This is a genomic window from Roseomonas genomospecies 6 (assembly GCF_008365375.1).
In the GTDB taxonomy this organism is placed as follows: Bacteria; Pseudomonadota; Alphaproteobacteria; order Azospirillales; family Azospirillaceae; genus Azospirillum.
Genome location: NZ_QOKW01000003.1, coordinates 276761 through 294221, shown reverse-complemented (window position 1 = coordinate 294221; position 17461 = coordinate 276761). Strand labels below are relative to the sequence as shown.

17 protein-coding genes are annotated in these 17461 nt (G+C 67.9%); 5 read left to right on the top strand and 12 right to left on the bottom strand.

The genetic code is table 11. The features are described 5' to 3' along the window. The first annotated feature begins 261 nt into the window (after nucleotides 1-261). Together DS843_RS05955 and DS843_RS05950 are read left to right on the top strand one after the other, a co-directional pair. A complete protein-coding gene (locus DS843_RS05955; protein WP_149467962.1) occupies nucleotides 262-2946 on the top strand; it encodes a bifunctional acetate--CoA ligase family protein/GNAT family N-acetyltransferase in 2685 nt (894 codons plus the stop codon). A 43-nt stretch (nucleotides 2947-2989) separates the two neighbouring features. After that, complete coding sequence (locus DS843_RS05950; RefSeq protein ID WP_149467961.1) at nucleotides 2990-3544, top strand: Uma2 family endonuclease; 555 nt, start codon at nucleotides 2990-2992, stop codon at nucleotides 3542-3544. A 20-nt stretch (nucleotides 3545-3564) separates the two neighbouring features. Here DS843_RS05950 and DS843_RS05945 read toward each other — a convergent pair whose 3' ends face one another. Continuing rightward, complete coding sequence (locus DS843_RS05945) at nucleotides 3565-4554, bottom strand: 2-hydroxyacid dehydrogenase (RefSeq protein ID WP_149467960.1); 990 nt, start codon at nucleotides 4552-4554, stop codon at nucleotides 3565-3567. 250 nt (nucleotides 4555-4804) lie between these two features. Here DS843_RS05945 and DS843_RS05940 point away from each other — a divergent pair, with 250 nt between their 5' ends. After that, on the top strand, nucleotides 4805-5350 hold the full coding sequence (locus DS843_RS05940; protein WP_475849047.1) for an SH3 domain-containing protein: 546 nt from the start codon (nucleotides 4805-4807) through the stop codon (nucleotides 5348-5350). Nucleotides 5351-5371: 21 nt separating this feature from the next. Here the strand turns inward: DS843_RS05940 and DS843_RS05935 are convergent, their stop codons facing one another. The 5 genes from DS843_RS05935 to DS843_RS05915 all read right to left on the bottom strand — a co-directional run bounded on the left by DS843_RS05935 (nucleotide 5372) and on the right by DS843_RS05915 (nucleotide 9536). Next, nucleotides 5372-5965, bottom strand: coding sequence for a DUF3501 family protein (locus DS843_RS05935; RefSeq protein ID WP_149467958.1), 594 nt, complete (start codon nucleotides 5963-5965; stop codon nucleotides 5372-5374). After that, entirely contained in the window at nucleotides 5962-6381 is a 420-nt protein-coding gene (locus DS843_RS05930) for a rubrerythrin family protein (protein WP_149467957.1), read from the bottom strand. The genes DS843_RS05935 and DS843_RS05930 overlap by 4 nt, the downstream gene beginning before the upstream one ends. A 183-nt stretch (nucleotides 6382-6564) precedes the next feature. Then, complete coding sequence (irrA, locus tag DS843_RS05925; RefSeq protein WP_475849046.1) at nucleotides 6565-7044, bottom strand: iron response transcriptional regulator IrrA; 480 nt, start codon at nucleotides 7042-7044, stop codon at nucleotides 6565-6567. A gap of 106 nt (nucleotides 7045-7150) precedes the next feature. After that, nucleotides 7151-8566 (bottom strand): NAD(P)H-dependent flavin oxidoreductase, encoded by a 1416-nt coding sequence (locus DS843_RS05920; protein WP_149467956.1) that lies wholly within the window; start codon nucleotides 8564-8566, stop codon nucleotides 7151-7153. 220 nt (nucleotides 8567-8786) lie between these two features. Beyond that, nucleotides 8787-9536, bottom strand: a complete 750-nt coding sequence (locus DS843_RS05915; RefSeq protein ID WP_149467955.1) for a glycerophosphoryl diester phosphodiesterase — start codon at nucleotides 9534-9536, stop codon at nucleotides 8787-8789. A 65-nt stretch (nucleotides 9537-9601) separates the two neighbouring features. Between DS843_RS05915 and DS843_RS05910 the strand changes: the two genes are divergently transcribed. After that, nucleotides 9602-10636 (top strand): lysine-2,3-aminomutase-like protein, encoded by a 1035-nt coding sequence (locus tag DS843_RS05910; RefSeq protein WP_149467954.1) that lies wholly within the window; start codon nucleotides 9602-9604, stop codon nucleotides 10634-10636. Here DS843_RS05910 and DS843_RS05905 read toward each other — a convergent pair whose 3' ends face one another. Next, the gene (locus DS843_RS05905; protein WP_149467953.1) at nucleotides 10637-11191 is read right to left on the bottom strand and encodes a TspO/MBR family protein; all 555 of its coding nucleotides are present in this window, start codon (nucleotides 11189-11191) and stop codon (nucleotides 10637-10639) included. A gap of 126 nt (nucleotides 11192-11317) precedes the next feature. On the opposite strand from DS843_RS05905, the gene ypfJ reads away from it, so the two are divergent. Further along, nucleotides 11318-12226, top strand: coding sequence for a KPN_02809 family neutral zinc metallopeptidase (gene ypfJ / locus DS843_RS05900; protein ID WP_149467952.1), 909 nt, complete (start codon nucleotides 11318-11320; stop codon nucleotides 12224-12226). 7 nt (nucleotides 12227-12233) lie between these two features. Here ypfJ and DS843_RS05895 read toward each other — a convergent pair whose 3' ends face one another. From DS843_RS05895 to rbfA, 5 genes are all read right to left on the bottom strand, one after another. Beyond that, complete coding sequence (locus tag DS843_RS05895) at nucleotides 12234-12989, bottom strand: class I SAM-dependent methyltransferase (protein WP_149467951.1); 756 nt, start codon at nucleotides 12987-12989, stop codon at nucleotides 12234-12236. 185 nt (nucleotides 12990-13174) lie between these two features. Continuing rightward, entirely contained in the window at nucleotides 13175-15295 is a 2121-nt protein-coding gene (pnp, locus tag DS843_RS05890) for a polyribonucleotide nucleotidyltransferase (protein ID WP_149467950.1), read from the bottom strand. 298 nt (nucleotides 15296-15593) lie between these two features. Then, the gene (rpsO, locus tag DS843_RS05885; RefSeq protein WP_149467949.1) at nucleotides 15594-15863 is read right to left on the bottom strand and encodes a 30S ribosomal protein S15; all 270 of its coding nucleotides are present in this window, start codon (nucleotides 15861-15863) and stop codon (nucleotides 15594-15596) included. Between the two features lie 15 nt (nucleotides 15864-15878). After that, the gene (gene truB / locus DS843_RS05880; RefSeq protein ID WP_475849045.1) at nucleotides 15879-16829 is read right to left on the bottom strand and encodes a tRNA pseudouridine(55) synthase TruB; all 951 of its coding nucleotides are present in this window, start codon (nucleotides 16827-16829) and stop codon (nucleotides 15879-15881) included. Continuing rightward, nucleotides 16807-17379 carry a 30S ribosome-binding factor RbfA gene (gene rbfA, locus DS843_RS05875; RefSeq protein WP_149467947.1) on the bottom strand — a complete coding sequence of 191 codons (573 nt, stop codon included), beginning with the start codon at nucleotides 17377-17379 and terminating at the stop codon, nucleotides 16807-16809. Before rbfA ends, truB begins: the two co-directional genes overlap by 23 nt. Between the last annotated feature and the right edge of the window lie 82 nt (nucleotides 17380-17461).

The following is a 17461-nucleotide window of genomic DNA, read 5'->3' as shown; positions in this document are numbered from 1 at the left end:
GGGTGGAGCAACGCGCCCGCCCGCTCAAGCTCCGATGCGTGGGAAGGATATCCGGTATGGAGGGGGGCGCGACAAAGGGCGCCTGTACAACGGTATTACCAAAGTGTATGTTGCACCGCAGCATAAGCGGCGATCGGTCGCGTTCCCGCCCAGCGATTGCCTCTTTACCAATGATTGCAACTCGACGGTCCCAGCCCGATCTTTACCGGAATGGCGGCTGTTCGAGCCCTGCTGTGTGAGACGAACCTCCGGAACCCGGCCATGACCGTTCGCAACCTCGACCGCCTGTTCAAGCCCACCTCCATCGCCCTGATCGGAGCGACCCGCAAGCCGAACACCATCGGCGCCGTGGTGGCCCGCAACCTGTTCAACGCCGGTTTCGACGGTCCGATCATGCCGGTCACCACCGAACGCGCGGTCGAGGGGGTGCTGACCTACAAGACGGTGGACGATCTGCCGGTGGCACCCGATCTGGCGGTGATCTGCACCCCCGCCGCCACGGTGCCCGCCACCATCGACGCGCTGGGCAAGCGCGGGACCAAGGCGGCCATCGTCATCTCCAGCGGTTTTTCCAAGGAGCAGACGCAGACCCTGCGCGAGGCGGCGAAGCCCCATCTGATGCGCGTGCTCGGCCCCAACAGCCTGGGCATCATGGTTCCGGGCCGCGGGGTGAACGCCAGCTTCGGCCATGTCACGCCGAAGAAGGGCGACGTGGCCCTGGTGGCGCAGTCCTCCATGGTGGTGACCTCCATCGCCGACTGGGCGACGGCGCGGGGCATCGGCTTCTCGCACCTGATCTCGATGGGCGACAAGGCGGACGTCGATTTCGGCGACCTGCTGGACTATCTGGCCGGCGACGCCACCGTGCGCGCCATCCTGCTCTACATCGAGAGCATCACCGACGCGCGGAAGTTCATGTCGGCGGCGCGCTCCGCCGCCCGCCAGAAGCCGGTCATCGTCATCAAGTCGGGCCGCACGGACGAGGCGCTGGAGGCCTCCACCTCCCACACCGGGGCGCTGGCGGTGTCCGACGCGGTCTACGACGCCGCCTTCCGCCGCGCCGGCATCCTGCGCGTCAGCGGCCTGGACGAGCTGTTCGACGCGGTGGGCACGCTGGCCACCGGCGCGCCGATCACCGGCGACCGGCTGGCCATCCTGACCAACGGCGGCGGCATGGGCGTGATGGCAACCGACAGCCTGATCCTGTCCGGCGGGCGGCTGGCCCAGTTCGCGCCGGAGACGATGGACGCGCTGGAAAAGGCGCTGGGCGCCGGCAGCGCGCGCAACCCGCTGCGCATCGGCGGCGACGCCCCGCCCAAGCGCTACGCCGACGCGCTGAACGCGCTGATGGCCGATCCCGGCAACGACGCCGTCCTGGTGCTGAACTGCCCGACCGCGGTGACCGACAGCCTGGCCGCCGCGCAGGCGGTGGTGGACACCATGATCGCCAACAAGACGCGCAAGCACCCGGTGCTGACGAGCTGGCTGGGCGACAAGACGGCGGTGGAGGCCCGCAAGCTGTTCGCCGCCAACCGCGTCCCCACCTACGACACGCCCAGCCACGCCGTGCGCGCCTTCCTGCATCTGGTGGAATACCGCCGGAACCAGGAACTGCTGATGGAGACCCCGCCCTCGGTGCCGGAGGATTTCCAGCCCGACGACATCGGCGTGCGCCGCATCATCTCCCGCGCCATCGCGGAGAAGCGCGATTGGCTGACCGAGTACGAGGCCAAGCGCGTGCTGGCCGCCTACGGCATCCCCGTGGTGGACACCCGCCGCGCCGACACGCCGGAGGAGGCCGCCCACTGCGCCGAGATGATCGGCGGGCCGCTGGCGCTGAAGATCCTGTCGCCGGACATCACCCACAAGTCGGACGTCGGCGGCGTCGCCCTGCACCTGACCGAGCCGGCGGAGGTCAAGGCCGAGGCCGAGGCCATGCTGGCCCGCGTGCGCGAGGCCGTGCCCGACGCCCGCATCGAGGGCTTCACCGTCCAGGAGATGGCCGTCCGTCCCGACGCCTACGAGCTGATCGTCGGCATGACGGAGAACGAGCTGTTCGGCCCCGTCCTGCTGTTCGGCGAGGGCGGCATCGGGGTGGAGGTGGTGGAGGATTATGCGCTGGCATTGCCGCCGCTGAACATGAAGCTGGCGACGGAGCTGATGGGCCGCACCCGCATCTGGCGCCAGTTGCAGGGCTACCGCTCGCGCGCCGCGGTCGATCTGGAAGCGGTGGCGCTGACGCTGAACAAGATTTCGCAGCTCATCGTCGATTTCCCGGAGATCGCCGAACTGGACGTCAACCCGCTGCTGGCCGATTCGGACGGCGTTCTGGCGCTCGACGCCCGCATCAAGGTCGGCGTTCCGGCCCTGCCCGGCGCCAAGCGTCTGGCCATCCGCCCCTACCCCAAGGGGCTGGAGGACCGGATCACCATCAAGGACGGCCGCCAGTTCGTCGTCCGCCCCATCCTGCCGGAGGACGAGCCGCTGGTGCACCACATGGTCGCCAACCAGACGCAGGAGGATTTGCGGCTGCGCTTCTTCGCGCCGCTGAAGCGGCTGTCGCACCAGGCCGCCGCCCGCCTGACCCAGATCGACTACGACCGCGAGATGGGTCTGGTCGCCGTCGGGCCGGACCCGGAGACGGGCGAGACCATCATGTACGGCGTGGTCCGCATCACCGCCGACCCCGACAACCTGCGCGCCGAATACGCCGTGATGGTGCGGTCGGACATGAAGGGCCAGGGGCTGGGCTACCAGCTCATGAACAAGATCCTGGACTACGCCCGTTCCCGCGGGATCAAGGAGGTCTACGGCGAGGTCCTGCGCGAGAACACCAACATGCTGGGCATGTGCCGCGCGCTGGGCTTCATCCGCAAGGAGAACCTGGACGAACCCGGCGTGGTCGAGGTCCGCATCGAGCTGGGCGGCGGGCTGGCCGCGGAATAACCGCGGCGGCCTCTTGGATGGCGGGAAGGAGAGGGCCATACTCATGGGCATGACCGATCCGGCACCCCGCCCGATGACCGTGGAGGAGTTCCTCGTCTGGGACGACGGGACCGACACCCGCTATGAGTTGGTCGGCGGCCAACCCGTCGCCATGGCGCCGCCGTCCGATGCGCACGCCCTTTTGGCGGCCAATGTCGTGGTGGAGTTCGGAAAGCGCCTCCGCCCGCCCTGCCGGGCGCGGGTCGAGGCCGGCATCCTCCTCCCCGATCGTGACGATGCCTGGTTCCAGGCCGATGTTGCCGTCGGTTGCGGGCCGACATCGAGCAAGCCGGGGACGGTGGACCCGACGATCATCGTCGAGATCCTGTCGCCGTCCACCGCCCAGTTCGACCGCGGTCGCAAGCTGGCGATCTATCGGGAAATTCCGTCCGTTCAGGAAATCCTGCTGCTCGACTCGACGAAGCGCTGTGCCGAGCTGTGGCACCGGGAGGACGAACAGAGCTGGGTCGTCCGCGACATCATCGGGGGCGGGACGCTGCGCTTCCCCTCGGTCGGGATCGAGATTCCCATGGCCGCGCTGTACGAGGGCGTTCTTTAAGCGCCCTCGCACGGCAAACCTTACAGCAGCGTTTCCAGCACGCGGTCGGGCGGGGCGTGGCCGTCCACGAAGGTCTTGATGTTGATGATGACCTTCTCGCCCATGTCGATGCGCCCCTCGATGGTGGCGGACCCCATGTGCGGCAGCAGGACCACGTTGTCGAGCCGCAGCAGCTTCGGGTTCACCGCCGGCTCGTGCTCGAACACGTCCAGGCCGGCGCCGGCGATCTCGCCCTTCGACAGCATCCGGGTCAGCGCCGTCTCGTCGATCACCTCGCCGCGGGAGGTGTTGACGATGAAGCAGTGCGGGCGCAGCAGCTTCAGCCGGCGTTCGGAGAGCAGGTGGTAGGTCGCCGGGGTGTGCGGGCAGTTGATGGACACCACGTCCATGCGCGCCAGCATCTGGTCCAGGCTTTCCCAATAGGTCGCCTCGAGCTCCTGCTCGACGTCCGGATAGACGCGGCGGCGGTTGTGGTAATGGATCGACATGCCGAAGGCCCGCGCACGGCGCGCCAGCGCCTGCCCGATGCGGCCCATGCCGAGGATGCCCAGCCGCTTGCCCTGGATGCGATGGCCGAGCATCGTCGTCGGTCCCCAGCCCTTCCACTGGCCGGAGCGCACCAGCCGCTCGCCCTCCGCCAGCCGGCGGCCGACCGCCAGCAGCAGGGCCATGGTCATGTCCGCCGTGTCTTCCGTCAGAACGCCCGGCGTGTTGGTGACGCTGATCCCGCGCTCGCGCGCCGCCTTCAGGTCGATGTGGTCCACGCCCGTGCCGAAGGAGGCGATCAGGCGGAGCTGCGGTCCGGCCTTCTCGATCACGTCCCGGTCGATCCGGTCGGTGACGGTGGGGACCATCACGTCGGCCACCTGCGCCACCTCGATGAGCTGCGCGTGGGTCAGGGGTTCGTCGTCGGAATTCAGCCGTGCGTCGAACAGCTCCATCATCCGCGTCTCGATGACGTCGGGCAATTTCCGGGTGACGACGACGAGCGGCTTCTTCTTTTCGGTCATTGGACGGTGTCTCCCCCATTCCGGGCCGACGCTTGTCCTATCAAGCGGTTGGGAAGCTGTCCAGATGGCAGTGACGATTCGGCGCGCCGCAAGGCCCGTCCCTCACCCATTCACCCGGCCGTTCATGTGACAAGAACCATCGCCGCGCGCCCGCCTGCGCCTTGCGCTTGCCCCTGGCGGCTACCCCTAATTATAGTGCGGCGCACATCTTTCCGTTCGAAACCACTGCACGGGGCTGCCGGTGTTGCCGTTGCCGACGACGTCTGCCATCCGCCGCGCGCTTGCCGTCCTGGCGCTGGCCGCCGCCACGCTGGTCTCGGCCACGCCCTTCTCCGCCGACGCGTCCGAAGGCGGGCGGCGCGAGAAGGACCCGACCCACGCGTCCGGCCTGCCGATCCCCCGCTTCGTGTCGTTGCGCTCGGGCGAGGTGAACGCGCGCACCGGCCCCAACGTGCGCTATCCCATCGAATGGGTCTTCACCCGCAAGGAAATGCCGGTGGAGATCACCCAGGAATTCGACACCTGGCGCCGAATCCGCGATTGGGAGGGCAGCGAGGGCTGGGTGCACCAGAGCATGCTGTCCGGCAAACGCAGCATCATCGTCACCGGCGACATCCGCACCGTCCGCAAGGAACCGCGCAGCGACGCCACGGTCGTGGCCCGTGCCCAGCCGGGCGTCATCGGCTGGCTGCGCAAATGCAAGGGCGAGTGGTGCGAGGTGGAGTTGAAGGGCTATCGCGGCTGGATGACCCGCGGGGAGTTCTGGGGCGCCTACAAGGACGAGTCGTTCGAGTAACCGGCGGGGGCAAAGGTCTCCCTACGCGAAATCCCCGGCAAGCTCCGCCCGCACCGCTTCCGGAACCACGGCCATGTGGCCGTAATGGGGATGGCCGATGCCGAGGATCACCTCCGTGCCGGGCAGGCGGAAGGCGGCGATCTGTTCGGGCGCGAAGTCGAAATGCAGGAAGTGGACGGCGGAGGTCTTGCCGGCCTCGTTCGTGCGCTCCAGGTCGTCCTCCGGACGGGCGGCGACGGTGTGGCCGGCGAAGCGCAGCGTCACCATCTTCTCCACCCCGCCCAGCCGGCCAAGCTCCACGGCGCGCCGCGCCGGGTCGGCAATCTCGAACATCACCGTGGCGACCAGTTCCGCCCCCTTGGGGATCAGGCTGTTGTAGGCGCGCAGTTCACCGGCGATCTGCTCCTCCCCACCCCTCTCGATGTGGAGCATCTCGTGGACCTGCTGCCACATCGTCTCGTAATTCTCGAAATGGGCCACGGCGCAGGGGCCGACCGCGACACGGCGGTTCCGCTTCACCGCGACCAGCGCCTTGCGGCGGGCGGCCCGTTCGAGGGCATAGCGGTCCGGGGGAAGGATGTCGGCGCGGGTGATCTCGGTCCGGCGGACGGTCATGAAGAAATCTGGTCCAGCACCTTCTGGAAGCGTCCGGCGTGGCTCTTCTCGGCCTTGGCGAGCGTCTCGAACCAGTCCGCGACCTCCTCGAAGCCTTCTTCGCGGGCGGTGCGGGCCATGGCCGGATACATGTCGGTGTATTCGTGGACCTCGCCGGCGATGGCGGCCTTCAGGTTGCTGACCGTGTCGCCGATCGGCAGGCCGGTGATGGGATCGCCGGCCTCTTGCAGGAATTCCAGATGGCCGTGGGCATGGCCGGTCTCGCCCTCCGCCGTGGAGCGGAAGACGGCGGCGACATCGTTGTGGCCCTCCACATCGGCCTGCTGGGCGAAATAGAGATAGCGGCGGTTGGCCTGACTCTCACCCGCAAAGGCCGCCTTGAGGTTCTGCTCGGTCTTCGTGCCCTTCAGCGACATGGCGGCTCCCTTCAAACGGGTTCTGTCCGGCCCGGCCGGGCGTGGGCGTATGGCCTCGGGCGGCCGAGCGTCGGCTACGGCTTATGCCACCGCTCCCCAAGGTGCGTCAATGTTCGGAAAATTCTCTAAAGACTTGAGAGGGAGACGGATTTTTCCCGAAAACGGGCATCGTCCGGAAGACCGTTACCGGTCGGCCGTGCCCTGCTCCGCGCTCAGCCGGATGATGACGTCCACCCGCGCGATGCGCGTTCCGGCCGGGGCCGGCGGCAGATGCTGCACCACCACGTCGTCGCCGGGGATGTCCTCCAGCCGGCCCGTCCCTTCCAGGAAGAAGTGATGGTGGTCGCTGGTGTTGGTGTCGAAGTAGGACTTCCCCGCCTCCACCACCACCTCGCGCAGCAGGCCCGCGGCGGTGAACTGGTTCAGCGTGTTGTAGACCGTGGCGAGCGACACGCGCAGGTCCGCCCCCATGGCCTCCGTATGGAGCTGCTCGGCGGTGACGTGGCGGTGCTCCCCTTCGAACAGCAGGCGGGCCAGACCCAGACGCTGGCGCGTCGGGCGGAAGCCTGCCGTCTGCAGGCGGTCGAGGGCGCGCTTGAAGGGTCGGGTGCCGGTCATCGTCGTCTGTTCGCCGTGGTTCAGGGGGTGGTGACCGCCGGTCATGCTGCGGTGAACGCGAAACGGACCGCGGCGATCTGCCGCAGTCCGCTCACTTTAGAACGATTTCAGGTCGGGGGGCAAGAGTCCCCGCAAACGCCGCCCGCCGGGGTCAGTAGCCGGTGGCGATCCGCTCGACAAGCTGCTTCACCGTCGGAATGAACCCGTCCTTGTAGTAGGGGTCCGACGCGAAGCGGAAGGCGTTGTGACCGGCGAACATGAGCTGGTTCTCGCAGTCGTCGGTGTGGCTGACCGCCTGCAGGGTCTTCTGGATGCAGTAGGAGCGCGGATCGGCGCGCTTGCCGTTCGTGCCTTCCTCGTTCTGCGCCCAGTTGGAGAAGTTGCAGGCCGACAGGCAGCCCATGCAGTCCACCTGATCGCGGTGGATGCGCTCCGCCTGTTCCGGCGTGACGAAGATGACCGTGCTGTCCGGCGTCTTCAGGCCGCTGGTGAAGCCCTGGGACAGCCAGCCTTCCGCGCGGGCCTTGTCCGTCTCGGTCACGTAGACCGGGCGGCCGCGCGGCCCCAGCGGCAGTTCGGCAGAATGTTCGCCCACCGGCTTGGGCAGATAGGCCACCTGACGCTCCGACCGGGCCATCAGGTCCATCAGGAACGGGTTCTTGACGGCGGAGGAGTAGAAGCCCGTCGGCGAGAAGCGGTTCAGGAAGACGTCGCCTTCCTTCAGCGTCAGCAGCCGGCGCTTCCAGGCCATGGAGATCGGGCTTTCCTGGGTCAGCAGCGGGCGCGTGCCGAACTGGAAGGCCACCGGGCCGAGGTCGGGGTTGTCGATCCAGTCTTCCCAGTCCGACAGCCACCAGACGCCGCCCGCCATGACGATGGGGGTGTCGTTCAGGCCGAAGCTGTTCAGCATCTGGCGCAGCGCCAGGACGCGGGGGAACGGGTCCTCCGGCTTCAGCGGGTCCTCGGAGTTGGACAGGCCGTTGTGGCCGCCGGCCAGCCACGGGTCCTCGTAGACCACGCCGCCCAGGTTCTCCCGAAACTTGTGGTAGGCGCGCAGCCACAGGGCGCGGAAGGCACGGGCCGAGGAGACGATGGGGTAGTAATGCACGCCGTAGCGCACGGCGATCTCCGCCACGCGGTAGGGCATGCCGGCGCCGCAGGTGACGCCGTGGATCATGCCCTGCGAGCCTTCCAGCACGCCGTGCAGGATCTCCTCGGCACCGCCCATCTCCCACAGGACGTTCATGTGGATGCGGCCTTGGCCGTTCGACGTCTCGTGCGCGATGCGGGCCTGCGAGATGCCGCCCTGGATGCCGAACTTGATCAGCTCGTCGTGGCGTTCGCGGCGGGTCTTGCCGTGGTAGACCTGCGGGAGGAGGTTCCCGTTCTCGTCATAGCTGTCGGCGTTCACACCCGAGAACGTGCCGATTCCCCCGGCCGCCGCCCAGGCGCCCGAGCTTTCCCCGTTGGAGACGGCAATTCCCTTGCCACCCTCGACGAGCGGCAGAACCTCCCGGCCAGACATCAGCAACGGCTTAAGCGCCTTCAACGAAACCTCCAAAACCATGAGAGCGCCCGTGCACGGGCACCCGGACAGCGCGACCCGACAGACGACGAAAAACGCCGCCGGGAGTCCTGCTCCCGACGGCCTAGCCGTCATGAGCGATCTATATATGAGGAAATTTCCGTGCGGACGAGCGGATTCGCGGTGCTGGAAAAAAATCTGTCACAGCGACAGTTCCGCAAACGTCAACCTTCGGTCCCATGGGCACCCTTCATAAGGGCCTTCACAGGGGCGTCCTTTCGGCCAGTTCCGCCGCCAACCGGCCCGGAGCGTCGGTGAAGACGCCGGCCACGCCCCAGCCGAACAGCGTCCGCGCCCGCGCCGCGTCGTTGACGGTGTAGGCCAGGACCGGGCGCCCGGTGGCGCGGTAGGCGGCGACGCTCTCCGCCGTCTGGCGATCCTGATGCACGTTCAGGGTGGCGGCGCCGATGCGATCGGCGATGGCCGCCCAGTCGGCGGGCGGGTCCCACAGCAGGTAGCCGCGCGTGATGTCCGGCGCCAGATCGCGGGCGACCTCCAGGCAGGGCACCTCGAAGCTGGAGACCAACAGGGGCAGGCCGGCGGGCCACAGCCGCTTCAGCAGCTCCAGCGCGGCCTCCGCCGTGGGCACGTCCTGGCCGGGATAGGGCTTGATCTCCAGGTTCAGGCCCAGGCCGAGCTTGCGGAGCAGGCCCAGCGCCTCCTCCAGGGTCGGCACCGTTTCGCCGGCGAAACGGGGATCGAACCAGGAGCCGGCGTCCAGCGCCTTCAACTCCGCCAGGGTCAGTTCCGGAACCGGGCCGGTGCCGCTGGTGGTGCGCTCCAGCGTGTCGTCGTGGATCAGCACCGGCACGCGGTCGCGGGTGAGCATCACGTCCACCTCGACCCAGGCGGCGCCCTGGCGGGCGGCCTCGCGCAGGCTGGCGAGCGTGTTTTCCGGCGCGTTCTCCTTGGCGCCGCGGTGGCCGATCAGGCGGGGAAGAGTCGACAGCATGGGTCCTGCGGGAGTAAGAGCGGGTCCCCTATATAGGACGCAAAGCGGTGAGTCGGGAACGAGCGATGAAGGCTGCGCACAGCCTGTCCGATCTGGTGGCCGCCGGGCTGATGACTCCCGAGGCGGCCGAGGCGGCCTCCGGGGTGGCGGACCGCTACGCCGTCGCGCTGACTCCGTACCTGCTGGAAAAGCTTGAGGGTACGCCCCCCGGCGATCCCCTGTACGCGCAGTACGTTCCCTCTCCCGAAGAGACGTACACCGCGCCGGAGGAGCGCGCCGACCCCATCGGCGACGTGGCGCGCAGCCCGGTGAAGGGGATCGTCCACCGCTATCCCGACCGCGTTCTGCTGAAGCCTCTGCACGCCTGCGCGGTCTATTGCCGCTTCTGCTTCCGGCGCGAGATGGTCGGCCCCGGCGGCGAGGCCCTGTCTCCCGACGAGCTGGACGCGGCCCTGGCGTACGTGCGTGCGCACCCGGAGGTGTGGGAGGTCGTGGTGACCGGCGGCGACCCGTTCCTGCTGTCACCGCGGCGCCTGTCCTACATCGTCCGCACCCTGTCGGACATCCCGCATGTCGGTGTGGTGCGGCTGCACACCCGCATCCCCGTCGCCGACCCGGCGCGCGTGACGACGGAGTTGCTGGATGCGCTGAAGGCTCCGGATGTGGCGACCTGGGTGGCTGTGCACGTCAACCATGCGAGCGAATTGACGGAGGAGGCGCGCGGCGCCTTGGCCCGGCTGGCCGAGGCGGGCATTCCTCTGCTGGGCCAGACCGTGCTGCTGAAGGGCATCAACGACGATGCGGCGTCTCTGGAGGCGCTTTTCCGGGGATTGGTTCGGAACCGGATCAAACCCTATTACCTGCACCACCCCGACCTTGCCGCCGGCACCAGCCATTTCCGCCCGACCCTGGCCGAAGGGCAGGCTCTGGTGAAGGGACTGCGCGGGCGCGTCTCGGGCCTCTGCCAGCCGACCTATGTGCTGGACATCCCCGGCGGGCACGGCAAGGCCCCCGCTGCTCCGGGCTGGGTGCAGCCGGACGGCGAAGGCGGGTATGTGGCGGAGGACTTCACCGGGGCGACGCACCGTTACCGGGGGTGATCAGCGCGTTCCCAGCCCCGGGCCCAGCCCGAACAGCGGGTCCGGGTTCAGCACGACGCCATGCACGGCCACGACGGAGGCGAAGCCGGTCCACAGAACCAGCGGCATCCAGCTCGCCGCGATGGCCCGGTCGTCCGGCCAGACCAGCAGCACGCAGGTGGACGCGATGATGAAGTAGGCCATGGTCCAGGCCGCCGCCATGACCGGGCTGCCCAGCGTGAAATAGATGAAGCCGAAGCTGGCGTAGAGCAGCCACAGCGCCCCCTGCATGCCGATCAGCGCCGGACGCCAGCGGATTGTCCAGGTCGCGTTCAGCAGGCGCACGCAGCCCCAGAGCTGGATCAGGCTGATGCTGAACCAGACGACCGGAAAGGCCCAGCCCGGCGGCTGCAACGGCGAGGGCTGATAGCCGGGAAACGGCTCCCCTCCCCGCTCGAACACGCCATAGGTGTTGGTGAGCAGCCAGAAGATCAGCGCGTGCCACCAGTGCACGCGGAAGGGCAGCGGGCCGGTGTCGGTTGCGGGGTCGGTCGGGACGAAGGAGCGGTGGTTCATGCCCTACGAAATGGCACGGCCCCGCTTCCGGTCAAGCGCGTGCATTGACGCATCCGGCGGAGCGCAGGAACAGCCGCACCCCCTCGCCGGTTTTCCTCTGGCAATGCGGCGGCGGAGGATAGGGCGATGCGGTGGCAGGACGGTCGCGAGAGCAGGAATGTCGAGGACCGGCGCGGCATGTCCGGAGGCGGCCCGCTCGGACGGGGCGGCTTCCGCACGGGCGGCATCGGCATCCCCATCGGGCGCGGCGGAATCGGGATCGGCGGGCTGGCGGTGATCGTGGTGGTCTCGCTTCTGCTGGGCATCAACCCGCTGGACCTGCTGCAAGGCACCGCCCCTCAGGACCAAGCCCGCTACGAGCAGTCCGATGCCCCGCGCAGCGGTGCCGACGATGAGTTGAAGCGCTTCGTCTCCGTCGTTCTGGCCGATACGGAGGACACATGGCGCGCCCAATTCCAGCAGATCGGCCGCACCTACCAGGACCCGGCATTGGTGCTGTTCTCCGGCACGGTCGACTCGGGCTGCGGCTTCGCCCAGGCGGCGATGGGACCCTTCTACTGCCCGCTGGACCGCAAGGTCTACATTGACCTCAGCTTCTACCGCGACCTGCGCGACCGCTTCCGGGCGCCCGGCGACTTCGCCCAGGCCTATGTGATCGCCCACGAGGTCGGGCACCATGTGCAGAATCTGCTGGGCATTTCCGATCAGGTGCAGCAAGCCCAGCGGCAGGCGGGGTCCCAGGCAGAAGCCAACGGGCTGTCGGTGCGGCTGGAGCTTCAGGCCGACTGCTTCGCCGGCCTGTGGGCCAACCACGCCAACCGCGAGCGCCAGATCATCGAGCCCGGCGACGTCGAGGAAGCCCTGACGGCGGCCAGCGCCATCGGCGACGACCGTTTGCAGAAGCAGTCACGCGGCACCGTGGCCCCCGACAGCTTCACCCACGGCAGCTCCGCCCAGCGGGTGCAGTGGTTCCGCAAAGGGCTGGAGACAGGCGAATTGCAGGCCTGCGACACTTTCGGGGCGGAGCGGCTGTAGCCCGTTCTCAGCCCCCACCGATGAACAGTCCCTCCGGCGGGAGAAAGCGGCTGTGCAGACGGAATGGCGGGAAGCCGGCGGGTATCCGGTAGTCGAAACCGCCCCAGTTCATCTCTTCCAGCGGCGCGCCGCCGCCCTGGCTGACCGGGAAGGGGAAGAAGGGCGCGATGGCCGCGAAGGGGTCGGCGCCGTCCGCCGGGTCCAGATCGGCGCCGCTGCCAGCCCCGCTGCCGATGTCGCCCGCCAGAGCCGGGCGGTTGCGGACGATCAGGCTGAGATCCACCGTGTTGACGTAGCGCGCCTCCGCGCAGTCGAAACCGGCCAGCACCAGATGATAGCAGAGGAGCCACGCGTTCCAGCTCGACACATGGCCGGCCACCATGCGGTCCGGCGGGTGGGTCGGCACGCTGATCGCCAGCACACCGTCCGGGGCGAGGCAACCGCGCAGCTTTTCCAGGAACGTGCCGGGGTTGCGCTGGTGTTCCAGCACATGGGAGCACCAGACCACATCGAAGGTCCGGTCGATGACCGCGTCCATGAAGTCGGCGCGAATGTTGGCGTCGCGGTGCAGATCGACCGTCACCACCTCCTTGCCGATGTGGCGCAGCAGGCGCGCGTGGTCGCCGCCGCCCGACCCGACGTCGAGCACCGTGCGGAATTCATAGGAGTCGATGAGGCGGAGAAGACCTTGCAAACCCCAGTCGATCCGGAAGGACGGTTCGTCCGGCGGAAAGGCGGCGTTCTCGGAAGGCTGATCGGGCATGGAAGGACGCGCGTCCCGCGGTGGTGGTGATTCCACCTTGTAGCACAAGGGGCGGGGGCGGTCGTAGATGTGGGAAGAGCGGAAGTGGTTTGCCCCCTCCCCGACCCTCCCCCGCTTTCGCGAGGGAGGGAGAAGAGAGGCACCCTCCCCCGCTTTCGCAGGGGAGGGAGAAAAAGACCCTACTATCAGGCGGCGGGGCCGTCCTTCTTGGTCAGGTCTTCGCCAGTGGCCTGATCGACCTGCTTCATCGACAGCTTGACCTTGCCGCGATCGTCGAAGCCGATGACCTTCACCTTCACCGAGTCGCCCTGCGACACGACGTCCGACACCTTGCCGACGCGCTGCTGCGCCAGTTCGGAGATGTGGACGAGGCCGTCGCGGGAGCCGAGGAAGTTCACGAAGGCGCCGAAATCGACGACCTTCACGACCTTGCCGGTGTAGATCACGTTCATTTCCGGCTCGGCGACGATGCCCTTGATCCAGTCGATGGCGGCCTGGGCGGCCTTGGTGTCCACCGCGGCCACCTTCACCGTGCCGTCGTCCTCGATGTCGATCTTGGCGCCGGTCTGCTCCACGATCTCGCGGATCACCTTGCCGCCGGAGCCGATCACGTCGCGGATCTTCTCCTTCGGGATGTTGATCACGGTGATGCGCGGGGCGTTCTCGTTCACCGCCTCGCGGGCGCCGGTCAGAGCCTTGGCCATCTCGCCCAGGATGTGCAGGCGGCCGTCCTTGGCCTGGCCCAGAGCGATCTTCATGATCTCCTCGGTGATCGAGGTGATCTTGATGTCCATCTGGAGCGCGGTGATGCCCTTCTCGGTGCCGGCGACCTTGAAGTCCATGTCGCCCAGGTGATCCTCGTCACCCAGGATGTCCGACAGGACCGCGAAGCCGTCGTCTTCCTTGATCAGGCCCATGGCGATGCCGGCCACCGGACGCGCCAGCGGGGCGCCGGCGTCCATCAGCGACAGCGAGGTGCCGCAAACCGTCGCCATCGACGACGAGCCGTTGGACTCGGTCACTTCCGACACCACGCGCAGGGTGTAGGGGAAGTCTTCCTTCTTCGGCAGCAGCGGGTGGATGGCGCGCCACGCCAGCTTGCCGTGGCCGATCTCGCGGCGGCCCGGCGAGCCCATGCGGCCGGCCTCGCCCACCGAATACGGAGGGAAGTTGTAGTGGAGCATGAAATGCTCGCGGTACTCGCCCTGCAGCGCGTCGATGATCTGCTCGTCCTGGCTGGTGCCCAGCGTGGTGACGACCAGGGCCTGCGTCTCGCCGCGGGTGAACAGCGCCGAACCGTGGGCGCGCGGCAGCACGCCGACCTCCGACACAATCGGGCGGACCGTCCTGGTGTCGCGGCCGTCGATGCGGCGGCCGGTCTTCAGGACGGCGCCGCGCAGAATGTCGGCCTCCAGCTCCTTGAACTCGGTCGCGATGGCCTGGGTCTCGAAGGACTCGGCCAGAGCCTCCAGCGCCTTCGCCTTGGCGGCGCCGATCTTCTCGTAGCGAACCTGCTTCACCGTCTCGGTGTAGGCGGCCTCCACGTCGGCGCCCACGGTCTCGCGCAGCTTCGCCTTGAGCGTGGCGCGGTCGTAGGCCGCGGCCGGCAGGTCCCACGGCTCCTTCGCGCACTCTTCGGCGAGGTCGATGATCGCGTCGATGACCGGCTGGAAGCCGGTGTGGCCGAACACGACGGCGCCCAGCATGACCTCCTCGGTCAGCTCCTGCGCTTCCGATTCGACCATCAGCACGCCGTCGCGGGTGCCGGCGACCACGAGGTCGAGCGCGGAACCGTCAACGGCGTCCATGGTCGGGTTCAGCACATACTGGCCGTCGATGTAGCCGACGCGGGCGGCGCCGATCGGACCCAGGAACGGGATGCCGGAGATCGTCAGCGCGGCGGAGGTGCCGACCATCGCGACGATGTCAGGATCGTTCTCCAGATCGTGGCTCAGCACGGTGCAGATGACCTGCGTCTCGTTGCGGAAGCCATCGGCGAACAGCGGACGGATGGGACGGTCGATCAGGCGGCTGACCAGCGTCTCCTTCTCCGTCGGGCGGCCTTCACGCTTGAAGAAGCCGCCGGGAATCTTGCCGGCTGCGAAGGACTTTTCCTGGTAATTGACCGTCAGCGGGAAGAAATCGACGCCCGGCTTCGGCGACTTGGCGCCGACGACCGTGCAGAGGACCGTGGTCTCACCATAGGTGACCAGCACCGCGCCGTCGGCCTGACGAGCGATCTTGCCCGTCTCGAACGTCAGCTTGCGTCCACCCCATTCGATTTCTTTGCGGAAAACTTTGAACATGGATTCTTCCTTCCATCCGACACCTAGGCCCGCCGGATTGCTGGCCTAAGCCGGGGTCATCGGTCGTCGGACCCCGCATGTGAAAACCCCAACAGGGGTGAAAACCCGAAAAGGGCCAAAAACATCAAACGGCCGGTCCCGGAAGGTCCGGGCCGGCCGTCTGACTAGAACATAGCTTCGCTAACAGCCGAACCTCCCGACCAGCACGGCGTCACCCTGTGCACCGGAATGCGGTGCGGCGGGTCGAGCGCTGGTCGGGACGGATGTTCGGTCACCAGGACGGACGCCTTTTTGGAAATCAGCGACGCAGGCCCAGACGCTCGATGAGCGTGGCGTAGCGGCTGTTGTCCTTCTTCTTGAGATAGTCGAGAAGACGGCGGCGCTGGCCGACCATCACCAGCAGACCACGGCGGGAGTGGAAGTCCTTCTTGTGGCCCTGCAGGTGCTCGGTCAGGTTCCGGATGCGCTCGGACAGGATCGCGACCTGGACCTCGGGCGAGCCGGTGTCGTTGGTGCCGCGGGAATATTCCTTAATGAGTTCCTGCTTGCGATCGGGAGTGATCGACATCGGGGTCTCCATCGTTCATAGGTTGAGAACGCGCACCGGACGGACCTCCGCCCCCTCCACGCGCGCCAGCGCCACCGGCTTGCCGCCGAAAAGCGCAATGACGGTGCCTTCCCCACCGGCAGCGTCCCGCAGCGCTGAAAGGCGCTCTCGGTCCTGCCGGGTGAGAAGGGCCACCGTCTGGCCGTGTTTCAGTCGGTGCGCTTCCGCCTCCGTCAGGGCCAGCGCCGGGATGTCGTCCAGCGCGGTCTCGATCGGCAGCAGAAGTCTTTCGACCGCGGCACCTTGCTCCATCGCGGTCAGATCGTCCAGGGAAATCGCCCCGTCCAGCGTGAAAGACCCGACGCGCAGGCGTCGCAGATCGCGGATATGCCCCACCGTCCCCAACCGTTCGGCGAGGTCGCGGGCGATGGAGCGGACATAGGTGCCCTTGCCGCAATCCACCTCCAGCACCGCGTGGTCGGCGTCCGGCGTCTCGATCAGCTCCAGCCGGTCGATGCGGACGGTGCGGGGGGCGATGTCCACCACCTCCCCTTCGCGGGCGATGTCGTAGGCGCGCTCGCCGTTGATCTTCAGGGCGCAGTATTGCGGCGGGATCTGCTCGACGAAGCCCAGGAAACCGGGCAGAGCGGCGCGGATCGCCTCGGTGTCGGGCCGCACGGCGGAGCTTTCCACCGCCGAGCCCTCGCGGTCGTCGGTGGTGGTGCGGGTGCCCCAGGCCACGGTGAAGCGGTAGGTTTTCTCGCCGTCCATGGCGTAGGAGACGGTCTTGGTCGCCTCGCCCAGCGCGATGGGCAGGATGCCTGTGGCGATGGGGTCCAGCGTTCCGCCGTGTCCGGCCTTTTCCGCGTTCAGATGGCGCCGCACCTTGGACAAAGCCTGCGTCGAGGTCATCCCCGCCGGCTTGTCCAGCACGACCCAGCCGTGGATCGGTTGACCCTTGCGCTTACGAGCCACGACGGCCCTCATCCCCGCCGCCGTTGCCCTCATCCTCGTCGTCGTCCTCGTCGTCGATGTCCTCATCGTCGTCAAGGTCGTCCGTCTCGTTCCCGTCCTCGTCCTCGTCCCAGCCGTCGTCCTCGTCGTCATGGTCGTCGTCGCCGTTCACGCGGTCGGCGAGCGAGCGGTAGCCGACGTCGCGGGCGACCGCCGGGCTGTGCAGGATGTCGTCGATGCGTCCGGCGTAATCGAAGGACGTGTCGGCCTCGAAGCTCAGCGTCGGGGCGTGGCGCAGGTTGATGGCGCGGGCGATCTGGCCGCGCAGGAAGGGCGCGGCGCGGCGCAGGGCCGTCAGCGTCTCGTCCATCGGGCCGCCGCCCAGCGGCGTGACGAAGGCGGTGGCGTTGCGCAGATCCGGGCTGATCCGCACCTCGGTCACCGTGACGTTCAGCTCCGCCAGTTCGGGGTCGTGGAAGTCGCCGCGCCGGAACAGGTCCGCCAGGGCGTGGCGAATTTCCTCGCCGACGCGGAGCTGGCGTTGGGACGGCGGCTTTCCGGCCAGATCGTGTTTCTTTCTCATGCTGTCGATCCCGAATGCGGTGCAAGGAGGGATGTGTCCCTCCGCAAAAACACGACAAGGGCGCACAGGCGCCCTTGTCATA